At 71.3% G+C, this 15,480-nt stretch carries 14 protein-coding genes; 8 read left to right on the top strand and 6 right to left on the bottom strand.

The annotated features are described in order from the left end of the window. Positions 1-115: 115 nt before the first annotated feature. From ddaH to AB0J57_RS03450, 4 genes are all read right to left on the bottom strand, one after another. Entirely contained in the window at positions 116-892 is a 777-nt protein-coding gene (ddaH, locus tag AB0J57_RS03465) for a dimethylargininase (protein ID WP_366126224.1), read from the bottom strand. Positions 893-944: 52 nt separating this feature from the next. Further along, entirely contained in the window at positions 945-3,218 is a 2,274-nt protein-coding gene (locus AB0J57_RS03460; protein WP_366126223.1) for an excinuclease ABC subunit UvrA, read from the bottom strand. A gap of 56 nt (positions 3,219-3,274) precedes the next feature. Then, entirely contained in the window at positions 3,275-4,909 is a 1,635-nt protein-coding gene (locus tag AB0J57_RS03455; protein ID WP_366126222.1) for an ATP-binding cassette domain-containing protein, read from the bottom strand. A 223-nt stretch (positions 4,910-5,132) separates the two neighbouring features. Beyond that, a complete protein-coding gene (locus tag AB0J57_RS03450; RefSeq protein WP_366126221.1) occupies positions 5,133-5,549 on the bottom strand; it encodes an SsgA family sporulation/cell division regulator in 417 nt (138 codons plus the stop codon). Positions 5,550-5,700: 151 nt separating this feature from the next. On the opposite strand from AB0J57_RS03450, the gene AB0J57_RS03445 reads away from it, so the two are divergent. Next, a complete protein-coding gene (locus AB0J57_RS03445) occupies positions 5,701-6,801 on the top strand; it encodes an oxidoreductase (protein WP_366126220.1) in 1,101 nt (366 codons plus the stop codon). Positions 6,802-6,804: 3 nt separating this feature from the next. Here the strand turns inward: AB0J57_RS03445 and AB0J57_RS03440 are convergent, their stop codons facing one another. Beyond that, positions 6,805-7,104 (bottom strand): YciI family protein, encoded by a 300-nt coding sequence (locus AB0J57_RS03440; protein ID WP_366126219.1) that lies wholly within the window; start codon positions 7,102-7,104, stop codon positions 6,805-6,807. Positions 7,105-7,162: 58 nt separating this feature from the next. On the opposite strand from AB0J57_RS03440, the gene AB0J57_RS03435 reads away from it, so the two are divergent. From AB0J57_RS03435 to AB0J57_RS03420, 4 genes are all read left to right on the top strand, one after another. Further along, entirely contained in the window at positions 7,163-7,852 is a 690-nt protein-coding gene (locus tag AB0J57_RS03435) for an endonuclease V (RefSeq protein ID WP_366126218.1), read from the top strand. Further along, positions 7,849-8,226, top strand: coding sequence for a VOC family protein (locus tag AB0J57_RS03430; protein ID WP_366126217.1), 378 nt, complete (start codon positions 7,849-7,851; stop codon positions 8,224-8,226). The genes AB0J57_RS03435 and AB0J57_RS03430 overlap by 4 nt, the downstream gene beginning before the upstream one ends. A 134-nt stretch (positions 8,227-8,360) precedes the next feature. Continuing rightward, positions 8,361-8,990 (top strand): hypothetical protein, encoded by a 630-nt coding sequence (locus tag AB0J57_RS03425; protein WP_366126216.1) that lies wholly within the window; start codon positions 8,361-8,363, stop codon positions 8,988-8,990. Between the two features lie 108 nt (positions 8,991-9,098). Further along, a complete protein-coding gene (locus tag AB0J57_RS03420) occupies positions 9,099-10,535 on the top strand; it encodes an NF041680 family putative transposase (RefSeq protein ID WP_366126215.1) in 1,437 nt (478 codons plus the stop codon). 25 nt (positions 10,536-10,560) lie between these two features. Here the strand turns inward: AB0J57_RS03420 and AB0J57_RS03415 are convergent, their stop codons facing one another. Then, positions 10,561-11,751, bottom strand: coding sequence for a saccharopine dehydrogenase NADP-binding domain-containing protein (locus tag AB0J57_RS03415; RefSeq protein WP_366126214.1), 1,191 nt, complete (start codon positions 11,749-11,751; stop codon positions 10,561-10,563). Positions 11,752-11,922: 171 nt separating this feature from the next. Here AB0J57_RS03415 and AB0J57_RS03410 point away from each other — a divergent pair, with 171 nt between their 5' ends. The 3 genes from AB0J57_RS03410 to AB0J57_RS03400 are packed head-to-tail and all read left to right on the top strand — an operon-like array spanning position 11,923 to position 15,442. Beyond that, on the top strand, positions 11,923-13,065 hold the full coding sequence (locus AB0J57_RS03410) for a CaiB/BaiF CoA-transferase family protein (protein ID WP_366126213.1): 1,143 nt from the start codon (positions 11,923-11,925) through the stop codon (positions 13,063-13,065). Then, positions 13,062-14,204, top strand: a complete 1,143-nt coding sequence (locus AB0J57_RS03405; protein ID WP_366126212.1) for an acyl-CoA dehydrogenase family protein — start codon at positions 13,062-13,064, stop codon at positions 14,202-14,204. Before AB0J57_RS03410 ends, AB0J57_RS03405 begins: the two co-directional genes overlap by 4 nt. A 23-nt stretch (positions 14,205-14,227) precedes the next feature. Continuing rightward, positions 14,228-15,442, top strand: coding sequence for an acetyl-CoA C-acetyltransferase (locus AB0J57_RS03400; protein ID WP_366126211.1), 1,215 nt, complete (start codon positions 14,228-14,230; stop codon positions 15,440-15,442). The last annotated feature ends 38 nt before the right edge of the window (positions 15,443-15,480 follow it).

Below are 15,480 nucleotides of genomic sequence, written 5' to 3'. Positions count from 1 at the left end.
GGTTGCTCCTGGGGACGGGAGAATTACCTACGGGCTCGTAGGTTACGAGACCGTAGGTTAAGGGGGCCGTAAGCCCTAGCCAAGCCCGGGTCCGGGGATGGACGCTTACGTTCCGTTATGGGCGGAGGTCACGTAGCCGCACAGAGAGGCATGTCACGCACCCTTCGAGCTTTTCGAACTCGCCGATGTCGACGACGACCGGCTCGTACCCGAGATCCGCGAAAAGATCCGCCGACTTCGGCGCGCTCGCCGCCATCAGCAGCCTCCCGCCGCCCAGCAGCACCACGTGCGCGCCCGCCTCCTCCGGCACCGGCAGGAAGCGCGGGAACAGCGAGGAGGCCTCCACCAGGGGCTCGTACCCGACCACCGTGCCGTCCGGCAGGGCCGTGACCGCCGATTTCAGGTGCAGCACCCGGCTGATCGGTACGGCGACGACCCGCGCGCCCAGCGGCTCGAAGGCCGCCCGCACCTGCGCGACGCCCGCCGCGTTCGTGCGGCCGCCTCTCCCCACGTACATGGTGTCGCCGGCCTTGAGCACATCGCCCCCGTCGAGCGTGCCCGGCTCCCGCACCCGGTTCACCGAGCAGCCCAGCCGCGCCACCGCCTCCTCGACCGCCGCCGCCTCCGGACGCCGGGATTGCGCCCCGGACCGGCAGATCAGCGCCACGTTGCGGAACATCACCACCGTGTCCTCGACGAACACCCCGTCCGGGCAGTCGTCGGCCGGTTCCACCTCCACGGTCTCCCAGCCGTGCGCGCGCAGGGCGCCGACGTAACCCTCCCACTGCTCCAGCGCCCGTACGGGGTCCACGGGCGTGCGTTCGACATGGGTGACCAGGCCCTCGGCGAGGCGCGGGCTCGGGCGGCGGACCAGGGCTTTCCTGCTGGGCATGACAGCCTCCACGAGTCGGTGACCGCACACCCCTACCCCCGTACGCGACGACTTACCCGACGCCCAGATCCCGGCGCAGATACTCGGCCGTGAACGACTTCCGGTGCTCCAGCAACTGCGCCGGAGTCCCCTCGAAGACCAGTTCACCGCCGTGCTTTCCGCCGTCCGGGCCGAGGTCGATCACCCAGTCCGCCCGCTTCACGACATCCAGGTTGTGTTCCACGCAGACCACCGTGTTACCCGCGTCGACCAGCCGGTCCAGCAGCGCGACCAGCGTCTGGACGTCCGCCATGTGCAGCCCGGTCGTCGGTTCGTCCAGCACGTACACGCTGCCCGTACGGTGCAACTGCGTCGCCAGCTTGATGCGCTGCCGCTCACCGCCCGACAGCGAGCTGAGCGGCTGCCCGAGCGTCAGATAGGTCAGCCCCACGTCGTTGAGCGTCCGCAGCTTCCGGATCAGCGCCGGGTCGTCGAAGAACCCGATCGCGTCCGCCGCCGTCATCTCCAGGACGTCCACGATCGACCTGCCCCGCACCCGGTGCGCCAGCACCTCGTCCTGGAACCGGCGCCCCTCGCACGCCCCGCACGTCGTCGTGACCGGGTCCATGAAGGCGAGGTCGGTGTGGATGACGCCACGCCCCGCGCACGTCCCGCACGCCCCCGCCGAGTTGAAACTGAAGAGCGGCGCCGGGACTCCGTTCGCCTGCGCGAACACCTTCCGTACGGAGTCCATGATCCCCAGGTACGACGCCGGGGTCGACCGCGCCGACGCCGTGATCGCGCCCTGGTCGATGACGACCGCCTCCGGGTACGCGGCCGTGAACACCTCCGACACCAGCGTCGACTTGCCCGACCCGGCCACCCCCGTCACGGCCGTCAGCACCCCGGCCGGGAAACGGACGTCGATGCCCTTGAGGTTGTGCAGATCCGCCCCGGTCACCGGCAGCGCCCCGGTGGGGGAGCGGAACGTCTCCTTCAACGGCGTACGCCGGCGCAGGCACCGCCCCGTGAGCGTGTCCGCGTCGCGCAGCCCGGCGAACGGACCCGCGTACACCACCTCGCCGCCGCCCGAACCGGCGTGCGGCCCCATGTCGACGATGTGGTCCGCGATCGCCATCACGTCCGGGTCGTGCTCCACCACCAGCACCGTGTTGCCCTTGTCGCGCAGCCGCACCAGCAGATCGTTCAGCCGCCCCACATCGCGCGGGTGCAGCCCGACGCTGGGCTCGTCGAAGATGAACGTCAGGCCGGTCAGCGAACTCCCCAGGTGCCGCACCATTTTGAGCCGCTGGCCCTCGCCACCGGACAGGGTGGTGGTCTCCCGGTCCAGGCTCAGATAGCCGAGCCCGATCCCCACCAGGCGTTCCAGCCGCTCCCGCGCGGCCGCCGCGATGGGCGTGGCGACCGGGTCGTCGATCGCCGCCAGCACCTCGACCAGGTCGGCGACCTCCATCCGCGCGTAGTCCGCGATGTTCAGCCCGTCGATACGGGTCGCGAGCGCCGCCTCGTTCAGCCGCGCGCCGCCGCACGCCTCGCACACCCCCTGCGTGGTGACGCTCCGCACGGTCTCCTTGTACGAGTCGGAGAGCCCCGCCGTGTCCCGCTTCAGGTACAGGCGGTCGAACCGGTCCACCAGCCCCTCGAACCGCACGTCCGCCGCACCCGACTTCATCGCCAGCCGCACCTTCAGGTCCTGGCCCCCGCCCGTCCCGTACAGCAGCGCCCGGCGCTCCGCCTCCGTGTAGTCGGCCAGCGGCTTGTCCGGGTCGAAGAGACCCGAGTCGGCGTACAGCCGCCACTGCCAGCTCCCCACGGACGTGCCCGGCAGCAGCAGCGCGCCTCCGTTCAGCGACTTCGTCCAGTCGACCGCCTTGTCCAGGTCGAGCCGTACCGTGCGCCCCACCCCGTCGCACACCGGGCACATGCCGGACGGGTCGTTGAAGGAGTACGCCGTCGCGGGCCCGGCACTGGGCGTGCCGTACCGGGAGAACAGCACCCGGATCACCGAGAAGATGTCCGTCATCGTGCCCACCGTCGAGCGGACGTTTCCGCCGATCGGCTTCTGGTCGACGATGATCGCCACCGAGAGGTCGTCGATCGCGTCGACGTGCGGCCGCTCGTACTTCGGCAGCCGGTTCCTGATGAACCAGGTGAAGGTCTCGTTGAGCTGCCGCTGCGACTCGACGGCGATCGTGTCGAAGACGACGGACGACTTGCCGGAGCCGGAGACGCCGGTGAAGACGGTGACGCGGTTCTTGGGGAGGGAGAGGGAGACGTCCCGGAGGTTGTTCTCGCGGGCGCCCGAGATCACGATGTCCGAAGCCATGCGGACGAAGCTAGGCCGTATACCCGACACCTTCTGTCGGGTATACGGCCGTCACTCTAGAGGCCGGACAGCACCTCCTCCGCCGTCGTCGGACGCAGCTCGCCGTCCTCCAGCAGCAGCCAGCGCGTGATGCCGATCGACTCCAGGAACGGCACGTCGTGGCTCGCCACGATCAGCGCCCCCTCGTACGCGTCGAGCGCCGCCGTCAACTGCCGTACGCTCGCCATGTCCAGGTTGTTCGTCGGCTCGTCCAGCATCAGCAACTGCGGTGCCGGCTCCGCCAGCAGCAGCGCGGCCAGCGCCGCCCGGAACCGCTCGCCGCCCGACAGCGTCCCGGCCTGCTGGTCGGCCCGCGCACCCCGGAACAGGAAGCGGGCCAGCCGGGCGCGGATCCTGTTGTTGGTCGCCTCCGGGGCGAGCCGCGCCACGTTCTCCACCACGCTCAGGGCGTCGTCGAGGACGTCGAGCCGCTGCGGCAGGAACCGCAGCGGGACGTGCGCCACCACCTCGCCCGCCACCGGCGCCAGTTCACCGGCGATCGTGCGCAGCAGCGTCGTCTTCCCGGAGCCGTTGCGCCCGACGAGCGCGATCCGCTCCGGGCCGCGCAGCTCCCACTCGCCGCCGACCCGCGCCCCGTACCGCAGCTCCAGGCCGCGCATCAGCAGCACGCCCCGGCCCGGCGGGACCGTCGTGTACGGCAGCTCGATACGGATCTCGTCGTCGTCCCGTACCAACTCCACCGCCTCGTCGAGCCGTTCCTTGGCCTCGGCGAGCTTCTGGGCGTGCATGATGCGGTGCTTGCCGGCCGACTCCTGGGCCGCCCGCTTGCGCGCGTTCATGACGATCTTCGGCTCGCGCTTGCTGTCGAACATCTTCTGTCCGTACCGCTTGCGCCGCGCCAACTTCACATGCGCGTCCGCCAGTTCGCGCTTCTGCCGCTGTACGTCGGCCTCGGCGACCCGCACCATGCGTTCGGCCGCCTCCTGTTCGGCGGCCAGCGCCTCCTCGTACGCCGAGTAGGCACCGCCGTACCAGGACACCTCGCCGTCGTGGAGGTCGGCGATCTGGTCGACCAGTTCCAGCAGTTCACGGTCGTGGCTGACCACGACCAGGACGCCGGACCAGGCCTCCACGGCCCCGTACAGGCGGCGGCGGGCGTGCAGGTCCAGGTTGTTGGTCGGCTCGTCGAGCAGCAGCACGTCCGGCCGGGCCAGCAGCAGGGCGGCCAGCCGCAGCAGCACGCACTCGCCGCCCGACACCTCGCCGATCGTGCGGTCCAGGCCGATGTGGCCGAGGCCGAGCTGGTCGAGCGTGGCGCGCGCCCGCTCCTCCACGTCCCAGTCGTCGCCGATCGCCTCGAAGTGCTCCTCGCTCACGTCGCCGCCCTCGATGGCGTGCAGCGCGGCGCGGGTGGCGGCGATGCCCAGGGCCTGGTCGACCCGGAGCGCGGTGTCGAGCGTGGCGTTCTGCGGCAGGTAACCGACCTCTCCCGCGACGCGCACGGTGCCGTCGGCGGGGGTGAGTTCACCCGCGATGAGCTTCAGCAGGGTCGACTTGCCGGAGCCGTTGAGGCCGATCAGGCCCGTTCTGCCGGGTCCGACCGCGAGCTGGAAGCCGTCCAGGACTTCGGTGCCGTCGGGCCACGAGAAGGACAGGTCGGTGCAGGTGATGGAGGTGGGGAAGGTAGACATACGGGTCTCCCGGTTGCGTAAGGAAAGGGGGCAACGGGTGAGACACCGGGACGGCTCGCAGGCCGAGGTCGCACACATCAGCGCGCACAGCGCCGAACGCGGCTGTGCGACACGGTGTCTCGAGACCTCAGACGAGCAACGTCCTACTCCGTTCGACGGCGACAACGACCGTCAGCGACGCTACGCCGGTCCGCCGTGGGCGGCAACGGAATTATCGGCGACGTCAGCAGGCGTCGCGCAGCAGGTCGGCCAGGTGCTGGTCGATGTCGAGGAACTCGTGCTCGCAGCCCGCCGGCACCAGGTGCTGGGCGCGCCGGAGGAAGCGGCGTACCTCGGAGGTGCGGATGTGCACCATCGCGACGCCCTCGGGGGCGTGGAACTCCACGACCGTACGGTCGTAGCCGAAGGGCCGTACGCGTACGTCGCCGAGCCCGGACGGCTCCTCGACGCCCGCCGCGAGCAGCTCCCGGGAGAACTCCCAGGCCACGTCGACGCCTTCCAGGGTGGCCCGGGCGGGGAAGGCCATCTGCACGGCGAAGGGGTTGCCCCGGTCGTAGCGGAGGGTCGCCGGGACGGATTCCATGCGGGGCGCGGACGCGACCAGGCGGGCCTGTACGGCCTGCTCGATGACGGTGGACAAGGCCTGCTCCCTCACGCGCGGCTGCGGTGGTACGACTCCTTACGCCAGAGAGGACGACGAATTCCCTCGCCGCGTGCACTCGCGGAGGGTGTGACGTGCGCCACTCAGGCGCCCTGGACGGGTCGGGCGGGGTGGGCTACGTTCCCGCGCCATGACGTCCATGGGGAAGACGAGACGAGCGGTGTCGGTGGGGCTGTGCGGGGCGGCGCTGGCGGCCGCGTTGACCGCCCCGGCCCAGGCGGCCGACGACCGGGCGGCTGAGGTCCGGGCGGCCGCGGCGGGTTCCGTCTGGGAGCCGAAGCCCACCGGCACGGAGGTGCGCTTCCGGGGTCTGGCGGCCGTCAGCCGCTCCGGCGCCTGGGTGGCCGGCTCCAAGGGCACGGTGCTGCGCACCTCGGACGGCGGCCGCAGTTGGCGGAACGTGTCGCCGCCGGGCGCGGGGGAGCTGGAGTTCCGCGACATCGAGGCGTTCGACGGGCGCCGCGCGGTGGTGCTCGCCATCGGCGAGGGGGAGGCGTCCCGGATTCTCCGCACCGACGACGGCGGCGCGAGCTGGACCGAGTCGTTCCGCAACCCCGACCCCAGGGCCTTCTACGACTGCGTCACCTTCTTCGACCACCGCCACGGCCTCGCCATGAGCGACCCCGTCGACGGCAAGTACCGCATCCTGTCGACCGGTGACGGCGGCCGCACCTGGAAGGTCCTGCCCGACACCGGCATGCCCGCCGCCCTGCCGGGGGAGGCGGCCTTCGCGGCGAGCGGCCAGTGCCTGGTCAGCTCCGGCCCCCGGGACGTGTGGCTGGCCACCGGAGGCGGTGCCACCGCACGCGTGCTCCACTCCTCCGACCGGGGCCTGAACTGGACCGTCGCCGAGTCCACGATCCCGGCCGGCGACCCGGCGCGCGGGGTCTTCGCCCTCGCCTTCCGCGACCGTACGCACGGCCTCGCCGTCGGCGGCGACTACCGCACGGGCCAGGCGTCGCCCCGGGCGGGTGCCATCAGCCGGGACGGCGGCCGCACCTGGCGGCAGGCGCACACCCCGCCGCCCGCCTACCGCTCGGGCGTGACCTGGCTGCCGCACAGCCGCTCCGCCGCCCTCGCCGTCGGGCCCACCGGAACGGACCTGACGACGGACGGCGGCCACACCTGGCGGACCGTCGACACCGGCTCGTACGACACGGTCGACTGCGCCCCCGACTTCGGCTGCTGGGCCTCCGGCGAGAAGGGTCGGGTCGCCCGACTGGAACCGTAGGCCCTAGGTGGGAAGCTCCTGGCGGTACGCGTCGAGTGCGGGCGCGGTCCTGGTGGCCATGAACTCGGTGACGCGGTACGCGCACACGCCCTCGGTGACGAAGGGGTCGGTCGCCGTGATCTCCTCGATCAGCGCGCGGTCCTCGCCGGCGGCCAGGATGACTCCGCCGTCGCGCGGATTCTTGCGGCCGGAGGCGATGAACACCCCTGACGCGTAGTGGGTGTCGAGCCAGGCGACATGGTCCGCGAGCAGCTCGTCCACGCGCTCGATGGGCCCGGTGTAGGTCAGTTCCAGTACGAACATGACTGCGAGGTTATCCGGCCGCACCGACAGTGCCGCCGGACGTAAGGTGGCCGTCACTATGACGATCATCGAAAAGCCCGCCGGCTGGCCGTCCGACGAGGCCGGAGCCCTGGCCGTCCAGGACGAACTGCGCGGCCGCGTCGTCCTGGACGAGCCCGGCCCGCCGCCCGGCACCGGACTCGTCACCGGCGTCGACGTGGCCTACGACGACGAGCGCGACCTCGTCGCCGCCGCGGCCGTCGTCCTGGACGCCGGTACGCTCACCGTCGTCGAGGAGGCCACCGCCGTCGGCCGGGTCTCCTTCCCGTACGTCCCCGGACTGCTCGCCTTCCGCGAGATACCGACCGTCCTGGCCGCGCTCGACGCGCTGCGCCGCGGCCCCGGGCTCGTGGTGTGCGACGGCTACGGCCAGGCCCACCCACGCCGCTTCGGCCTCGCCAGCCACCTCGGCGTCCTCACCGGCCTGCCCGTGATCGGCGTCGCCAAGAACCCGTTCACCTTCTCCTACGAGCAGCCCGCCCCCGAGCGCGGGGCGTCCACCCCCCTGGTCGCGGACGGCGAGGAGGTCGGCCGGGCGCTGCGCACCCAGGCGGGCGTCAAGCCGGTCTTCGTCTCCGTCGGCCACCGCGTCACCCTCGGCAACGCCTGCGCCCACGCCCTGCACCTGACGCCCCGCTACCGCATCCCGGAGACCACCCGTCGCGCGGACACCCTGTGCAGGCGGGCCCTGAAGGAGGCCGTGGCGTGATCGGCCGGCTCCAGTGCACGGTCCTGGACTGTCCCGACGTCCTGGCCCTGGCCCGCTTCTACCAGGGGCTGCTCGGCGGCGACGTGAACCGCCCGGACCCCCGCTGGTCGCTCGACGCGGACTGGGCGACCCTCCACCTGGACGACGGGCAGGTGCTGGCCTTCCAGCGGGCCGACCCCTACCGGCCGCCCGCCTGGCCGGACCCGGACCGCCCCCAGCAGTTCCACCTCGACGTGGGCGTACCCGACCTCGCGCGGGCACGGCAGGACGTCCTCGCCCTGGGCGCCGAGCCGCTCGACGACGGGGACCCGGCCCGCGGCTGGCACGTCTACGCCGACCCGGCAGGGCACCCCTTCTGCCTCGTACGCCACTAGGGCCTGTTCTCTATCTACTGGTGTCTCGTCTCACTGAAGTTTGGTCACGTCTCATCGAAGTTTGAGCGAGTACTCCTGCGCACGTGAGTACGAGTACTCACGTGCAGGGGGCGGCTTGATCACAGACTTGGCGCATGAGACGAACCCTTGCCCAGACCAGCACGGTTACCCGCTTCCCGCGCCGCCCACGGCACACGCTCGTGATGACAGCCTTCGCCGCTCTGGCGCTCGCCGCCTGCGGCACCGAGGAGACAAGCGCCGGCGGACTGCAAAGCGAGCCCGCTGACACCGCCGAGGCCCGGCCCGGTCTCACGGAGATACTGGACAGGGTCGAGCAGTCGTGTCCCCCGAGCGCCCCGCCGGAGCCGCCGCCGAGCGGTCCGGCGCTGCCACTGCCGCCCGGTGCGGTGGAGACACCGCCGGACGTCGAGCCCATCGCTCCCACGGCAGGGCCGGAAGTGGAGTTGAATGCTCGTGACTGGTGCGCGAGCAATCTCCATGAGGAGCGCATCGCCCAGGCGCTCTGGGATCTGGTGGATCCCACCCCCGCCAAGGTCAGGACGATCCTGAACGACCTCGGCTATGTCGACGAGCGCATTCACGACCTGAAGCAGTCGGGTGCGACCACACGGTTCTTCCTCGACCTCCGTGACAAGGGCGGACGGCTCTGCCTGGAGGGCTCGGCGGCTGGCGAGGAGACCGTCGTCGACAAGTGTGTAGCCCCCGTGTCCGGCCCGTTCACGTCAGGAAAGCGGAATCAGTGACTAAGCTGAGTCGCTCACCTGGGGATTTGCAGGACGTGGGGGCGGCCTTCGTCTGATCATGTGCTCCGGCCAAGGTGCACTGACCACGATGAAGACCGTGACGGTGAGTTGCTGCCTGATGCTGTCCGGAGGGAAGCGTTCGCGGAGGCGTCACGCTTCCGGGGCGAGTTCTACGAGTGTCCGACCGCGCGGCGCGATGAGTTGTTCGAGTTGGTGGACGCAGTGCTGTGTGCGGGCGGTGCGGTGAAGTCCGTGGTCGATCTGACGCTGTTGCCCGAGCATCGTCGTGGGCACGGAGCGATGTACGGCGGCTTGAACCAGGGCCGGATCGACGCTGAACGGCTGCGGATGGCCCTGGCTGGGCCGCCGTTGCCGCGTTTCGACGGTGGGCGCCTGGTGCTGGCGGTCGATGTGTCGCCGTGGCTTCGTTCGGACGCGCCGTGCTCGGCAGAGCGGCTGTTCTGCCACGTCTACGGCCGGGCGAAGACGGCGTCCCAGTTCATCCCGGGTTGGCCGTATTCCTTCGTCGCCGTGCTGGAGCCGGGCGCCACGTCCTGGACCTCGATCCTGGACGCGGTCCGGCTCGGACCGGTGGACGACGCGACCGCGGTCACCGCCGCCCATCTGCGGGTTGTCGTCGAGCGGCTCATCACCGTGGGCCAGTGGCGGGCCGGGGACCCGGCCATCGTGATCGTCGGTGATGCCGGATATGACGTCACCCGCCTGGCCTGGGTCCTGCGTGACCTGCCGGTCGAGCTGATCGGCCGGGTCCGCTCCGACCGCGTCATGCGTCTGCCGAAACCACCGAGGATGCACGGCACCAATGGCCGGCCGCCCAAGCACGGCCCGGAATTCCGCTTCACCAAACCGGAGACCTGGCCCGAGCCCACAATCACCACGGTCACTGACACCACCAAGTACGGCAAGGCGGAGACCCAGGCATGGGACCGGGTCCACCCCCGGCTCACCCACCGCTCCTCCTGGCTCGAGCGCGAGGGGGAACTGCCTTTGGTCGAGGGAACGTTGATCCGGTTGAAGGTCGAGCATCTGTCGAAGGAACGGGATGCCCCGCCGGTATGGTTGTGGTCCTCGAAGACTGGCACCACCCCGGACGACGTGGACCGTTTCTGGCAGGCATTTCTCCGCAGATTCGATCTGGAGCACACCTTCCGCTTCGCGAAGCAGACCCTCGCCTGGACCACCCCGAGACTCCGCACTCCTGAGGCGGCGGACCGCTGGACCTGGATTTTGATCGTCGCTCACACCCAGCTCCGGCTCGCCCGGCCCCTCGCCGCGGACCTCCGTCGGCCCTGGGAGAAACCCGCCGCCTCCGATCGGCTCACCCCAGCCCGGGTCCGCCGGGGGTTCAGGAACATCCGCGTTCACCTCGTCTGCCCGACCCGTGTGCCCAGACCCCGAGGTGCCGGGCCCGGACGTCCACCCGGCGCCAAGAACAAACGCCGAGCGCCCCGCTACGACGTCGGCAAGACCGTCAAACGCCCCGAGACCCTCAAGGCCATCGGCAGACCTGGCAGATCCTGGTAGATAAAGAACAAGCTGGGGCGCCGGTTCAGCGTGCGTCGGCCACCCGGAAGCGGATGCCGGCGCGGCTCAGCCGCTCCAGCAGCGCGTCCCCCATGGCGACCGCCGTGGTCACCTGGCCGGCGGTCGAGGGCAGCGCGTCGAAGGCCAGGCACAGCGCCGACTCGGCGAGCATCTTCGCCGTCTCGTCGTACCCCGGGTCGCCGCCCGACACCTCGGTGAACACCCGCCGCCCGCCGCCCTCGCCGACGAACCGCACTGTGAACCAGCTACGCGCGCGGCGCTCCTCGTCCGGGCCCTGACCCGCCTCGTAACGGTCCATCAGCCACCGGCGGGCGGGCGGCACCTGGGCCAGCCCGAACAACGCCCCCAGGGCCGCCGTCCCGCCGATGGCCATGGGCAGCGCCTTGACCGCCGCGTAGTGGCGGTAGCGGAAGTCCGGCCCGTACTGGGGCAGGGCCGCCGCCGAACGCGCCACGATCGCGGCGTCCACGGTCGGCAGCGGCAGCGCCCACGCCCCGGTCTCCCGGCTGAAGCGCGGCGCCCCGAGCGGTGCCCGCGCCCGCCGCCCCACCAGGCGCGGCTCGTGCAGCCGCCGCTCCCGGGCCGCCCGCCGCATCTGCCGGCCCCGCCCCATGGCGGTGATCGCCGAGGCGAACGTGCCGCCGGAGAAGAAGGCGTTGGAACGGACGAACCCGTCCACGGTCAGCGGCACCTCCTTGGGCAGTCGCGACACGGTGAAGTACACGCCCAGGTCGTGCGGGACCGAGTCGAAGCCGCAGGCGTGCACGATCCGCGCCCCCGTCTCCCGGGCCCGAGCGTCATGGCGTACGTACATCAGGTCCACGAACTCCGGCTCACCGGTCAGATCCACGTAGTCCGTCCCCGCCTCGGCGCAGGCGGCCACCAGCGGTTCCCCGTACCAGACGTACGGCCCCACGGTGGTCGCCACGACCCGGGCCGACTCGGCCAGCGCGCGCACCGAGTCCGGGTCGGCCGCGTCGGCGGTCAGCAGCGGCAGCCCGGCGCAGTGCGGGTGATCGGCGGCCAGCCGGTCGCGCAACCGCTCCAGCTTGTCCCGGCTGCGCCCGGCGAGCGCCCAGCGGCAGGTCGCGGGCGCGTGCGCGGCGAGGTACCGGGCGGTCAGTTCCCCGACGAAACCGGTCGCTCCGAAGAGCACGACGTCATACGCCCGCTCCGTGCCGTCCCGCTTGTCCATCCAGCCCTCCGCCGTCCGCGCCGTTGTCGGAGGCAGAGGCTAGCGTGCGCCAGGAGGCGTGATCGCCCGGGTCCCTCGTTCCACGCGGTTGTCCACAGGGCTTGTGCGGAGTGGAACACGTTCTTAGCATCATTGCTGTTACAGCAGTTGTGTCACAGTGCTGGGGGTTTGATGGCAGCGACAGGCAACGGCCCGCTCGCCGGGGTGCGCGTGGTCGAGCTGGCGGGCATCGGGCCCGGCCCGTTCGCCGCCATGCTCCTGGGCGATCTGGGCGCCGACGTCGTACGGGTCGACCGGCCCGGCGGCGCCGGACTCTCGATCGATCCGGCGTACGACCTCACCAACCGCAACAAACGCTCGGTGCTCGTCGACCTCAAGGCGGACGGCGGCCCCGAGCGCGTCCTGGACCTCGTCGAGCGCGCCGACATCCTCATCGAGGGGTACCGCCCCGGCGTCGCCGAACGGCTCGGCGTCGGGCCCGGGCCGTGCCTGGCCCGCAACCCCAAGCTCGTCTACGGGCGGATGACCGGCTGGGGACAGGAGGGCCCGCTCGCCCCACGCGCCGGCCACGACATCGCGTACATCGCCATCACCGGCACCCTCTCCATGATCGGCAAGGCCGGTGAGCCGCCGACCGTGCCCGCCAACCTCGTCGGCGACTACGCGGGCGGTTCGCTCTACCTGGTCGTCGGCGTCCTCGCCGCCCTGCACCACGCGCGCGGGGAGGGCGGCAGCGGCCAGGTCGTCGACGCCGCGATCACCGACGGGGCCGCCCACCTGGCCACGATGATCCACGGCATGATGGCCGCCGGCGGCTGGCAGGACCGGCGCGGCGCCAACCTCCTGGACGGCGGCTGCCCCTTCTACGGCACGTATGAGACGGCCGACGGCCAGTACATGGCGGTGGGCGCGCTGGAGCAGCAGTTCTACGATGAGTTCACCGACCTGCTCGGCATCAAGGACACGGCCCCGGCCCGCAAGGACTTCGCCCGCTGGGACGAGCTGCGCGCCGCCGTCGCCCGGCGCTTCAAGGAGAAGACCCGCGCCGAATGGACGGCCGTCTTCGAGGGCTCGGACGCCTGTGTCGCCCCCGTGCTGTCCCTGCGCGAGGCCCCCGACCACCCGCACCTCACCGCCCGCTCCACCTTCACCGACCACGGCGGGATCACCCAGCCCGCCCCCGCGCCCCGCTTCTCGGCGACGCCCGGCTCCGTGACCCGGCCGCCCGCCCAGCCGGGCGCCGACACCGACGAGGTCGCCCGCGACTGGGGCGTACCGAGCATCCGTACCGACGACCCCAGGGGGACCGGGTGAAACGCCAGATCTTCAGCGCCGAGCACGACGCCTTCCGCGAAACCGTCCGCACCTTCCTCGCCAAGGAGGTCCTCCCGCACTACGAGCAGTGGGAGAAGGACGGCATCGTCTCGCGCGACGCCTGGCTCGCGGCCGGCCGGCAGGGCCTGCTCGGCATCGCCGTCCCCGAGGAGTACGGAGGCGGCGGCAACCCCGACTTCCGCTACAGCGCCGTCCTGTCCGAGGAGTTCACCCGCGCCGGCGCCCCGGGACTCGCCATCGGCCTCCACAACGACATCATCGGCCCCTACCTGACCTCGCTCGCCACCGACGAGCAGAAGCGGCGCTGGCTGCCCGGCTTCTGCACCGGCGAGATCATCACCGCCATCGCCATGACCGAGCCCGGCGCCGGCTCCGACCTCCAGGGCATCCGCACCACGGCCGAGGACAAGGGTGACCACTGGCTGCTCAACGGCTCCAAGACCTTCATCTCCAACGGCATCCTCGCCGACCTGGTGATCGTCGTCGCCAAGACCACCCCCGAGGGCGGCGCGCACGGCCTGTCCCTCCTGGTCGTCGAGCGCGGCATGGCGGGCCTCGAACGGGGCCGCAACCTCGACAAGATCGGCCAGAAGGCCCAGGACACCGCCGAGCTGTTCTTCCACGACGTACGCGTCCCCAAGGAGAACCTGCTCGGCGAGCTGAACGGCGCGTTCGTCCACCTGATGACCAACCTCGCGCAGGAGCGGCTCAACATCGCCGTCGCGGGCATCGCCGCCGCCGAGCACCTCCTGGAGATCACCACGGCGTACGTCAAGGAGCGCGAGGCGTTCGGGCGGCCGCTCGCCAGGCTCCAGCACATCCGCTTCGAGATCGCGGAGATGGCCACCGAATGCGCCGTCACGCGCGCGTTCCTCGACCGCTGCATCGTCGACCACTCGGACGGGGAGCTGGACGCCGTCCACGCCTCCATGGCCAAGTGGTGGGCCACCGAGCTCCAGAAGCGGGTCGCCGACCGCTGCCTCCAGTTGCACGGCGGCTACGGCTACATGGCCGAATACCCGGTCGCCAGGGCCTTCACCGATGGCCGGATCCAGACCATTTACGGCGGTACGACCGAAATCATGAAGGAAATCATCGGCCGTTCCCTGCTCGGCTGACCCCTCCCCGAAAGGCTTGACCAGTGAGCACCGAAGCGTACGTGTACGACGCGATCCGCACCCCGCGCGGCCGCGGAAAGGCCAATGGCGCCCTGCACGGCACCAAGCCGATCGACCTCGTGGTCGGCCTCATCCACGAACTGCGCGGCCGGTTCCCCGGCCTCGACCCCGCGGCGATCGACGACATCGTCCTCGGTGTCGTCGGCCCGGTCGGCGACCAGGGCTCCGACATCGCCCGCATCGCCGCCATCGCCGCCGGACTGCCCGACACCGTCGCCGGCGTACAGGAGAACCGCTTCTGTGCCTCCGGCCTCGAAGCCGTCAACATGGCCGCGATGAAGGTCCGCTCCGGCTGGGAGGACCTCGTCCTCGCGGGCGGCGTCGAGTCGATGTCGCGCGTCCCGATGGCCTCCGACGGTGGCGCCTGGTTCAACGACCCGATGACCAACTGGGACACCAACTTCGTCCCGCAGGGCATCGGCGCCGACCTGATCGCCACCATCGAGGGCTACTCGCGGCGAGACGTCGACGAGTACGCCGCCCTCTCCCAGGAACGGGCCGCCACCGCCTGGAAGGACGGCCGCTTCGACCGGTCCGTCGTCCCGGTCAAGGACCGCGCCGGCCTGGTCGTCCTCGACCACGACGAGCACATGCGGCCCGGCACCACCGCCGACTCCCTCGCCTCGCTCAAGCCCTCCTTCGCGGCCATCGGCGACATGGGCGGCTTCGACGCCGTGGCGCTCCAGAAGTACCACTGGGTCGAGAAGATCGACCACGTCCACCACGCCGGCAACTCCTCCGGCATCGTCGACGGCGCCGCCCTCGTCGCCATCGGCAACAAGGAGGTCGGCGAGCGGTACGGGCTGACGCCCCGCGCCCGGATCGTCTCCGTGGCCGTCTCCGGCTCCGAGCCGACCATCATGCTCACCGGCCCCGCGCCCGCCTCCAAGAAGGCCCTCGCGAAGGCCGGGCTGACCATCGACGACATCGACCTGGTCGAGATCAACGAGGCGTTCGCGGCGGTCGTGCTGCGCTTCGTCAAGGACATGGGCCTGTCCCTGGACAAGGTCAACGTCAACGGCGGCGCCATCGCCATGGGCCACCCGCTCGGCGCGACCGGCGCGATGATCCTCGGCACCCTCGTCGACGAACTGGAGCGCCAGGACAAGCGCTACGGCCTCGCCACGCTGTGCGTCGGCGGCGGCATGGGCATCGCCACCGTCGTCGAGCGCGTCTGACCCCGTCCTCTTCCCGTACGGCCTTACGGAGCAGCCAC

This window comes from Streptomyces sp. NPDC049837, from assembly GCF_040674455.1.
In the GTDB taxonomy this organism is placed as follows: domain Bacteria; phylum Actinomycetota; class Actinomycetes; order Streptomycetales; family Streptomycetaceae; genus Streptomyces.
Note: the sequence above shows the minus strand (reverse complement) of the source record. Positions and strands in the feature narration are given on the sequence as shown.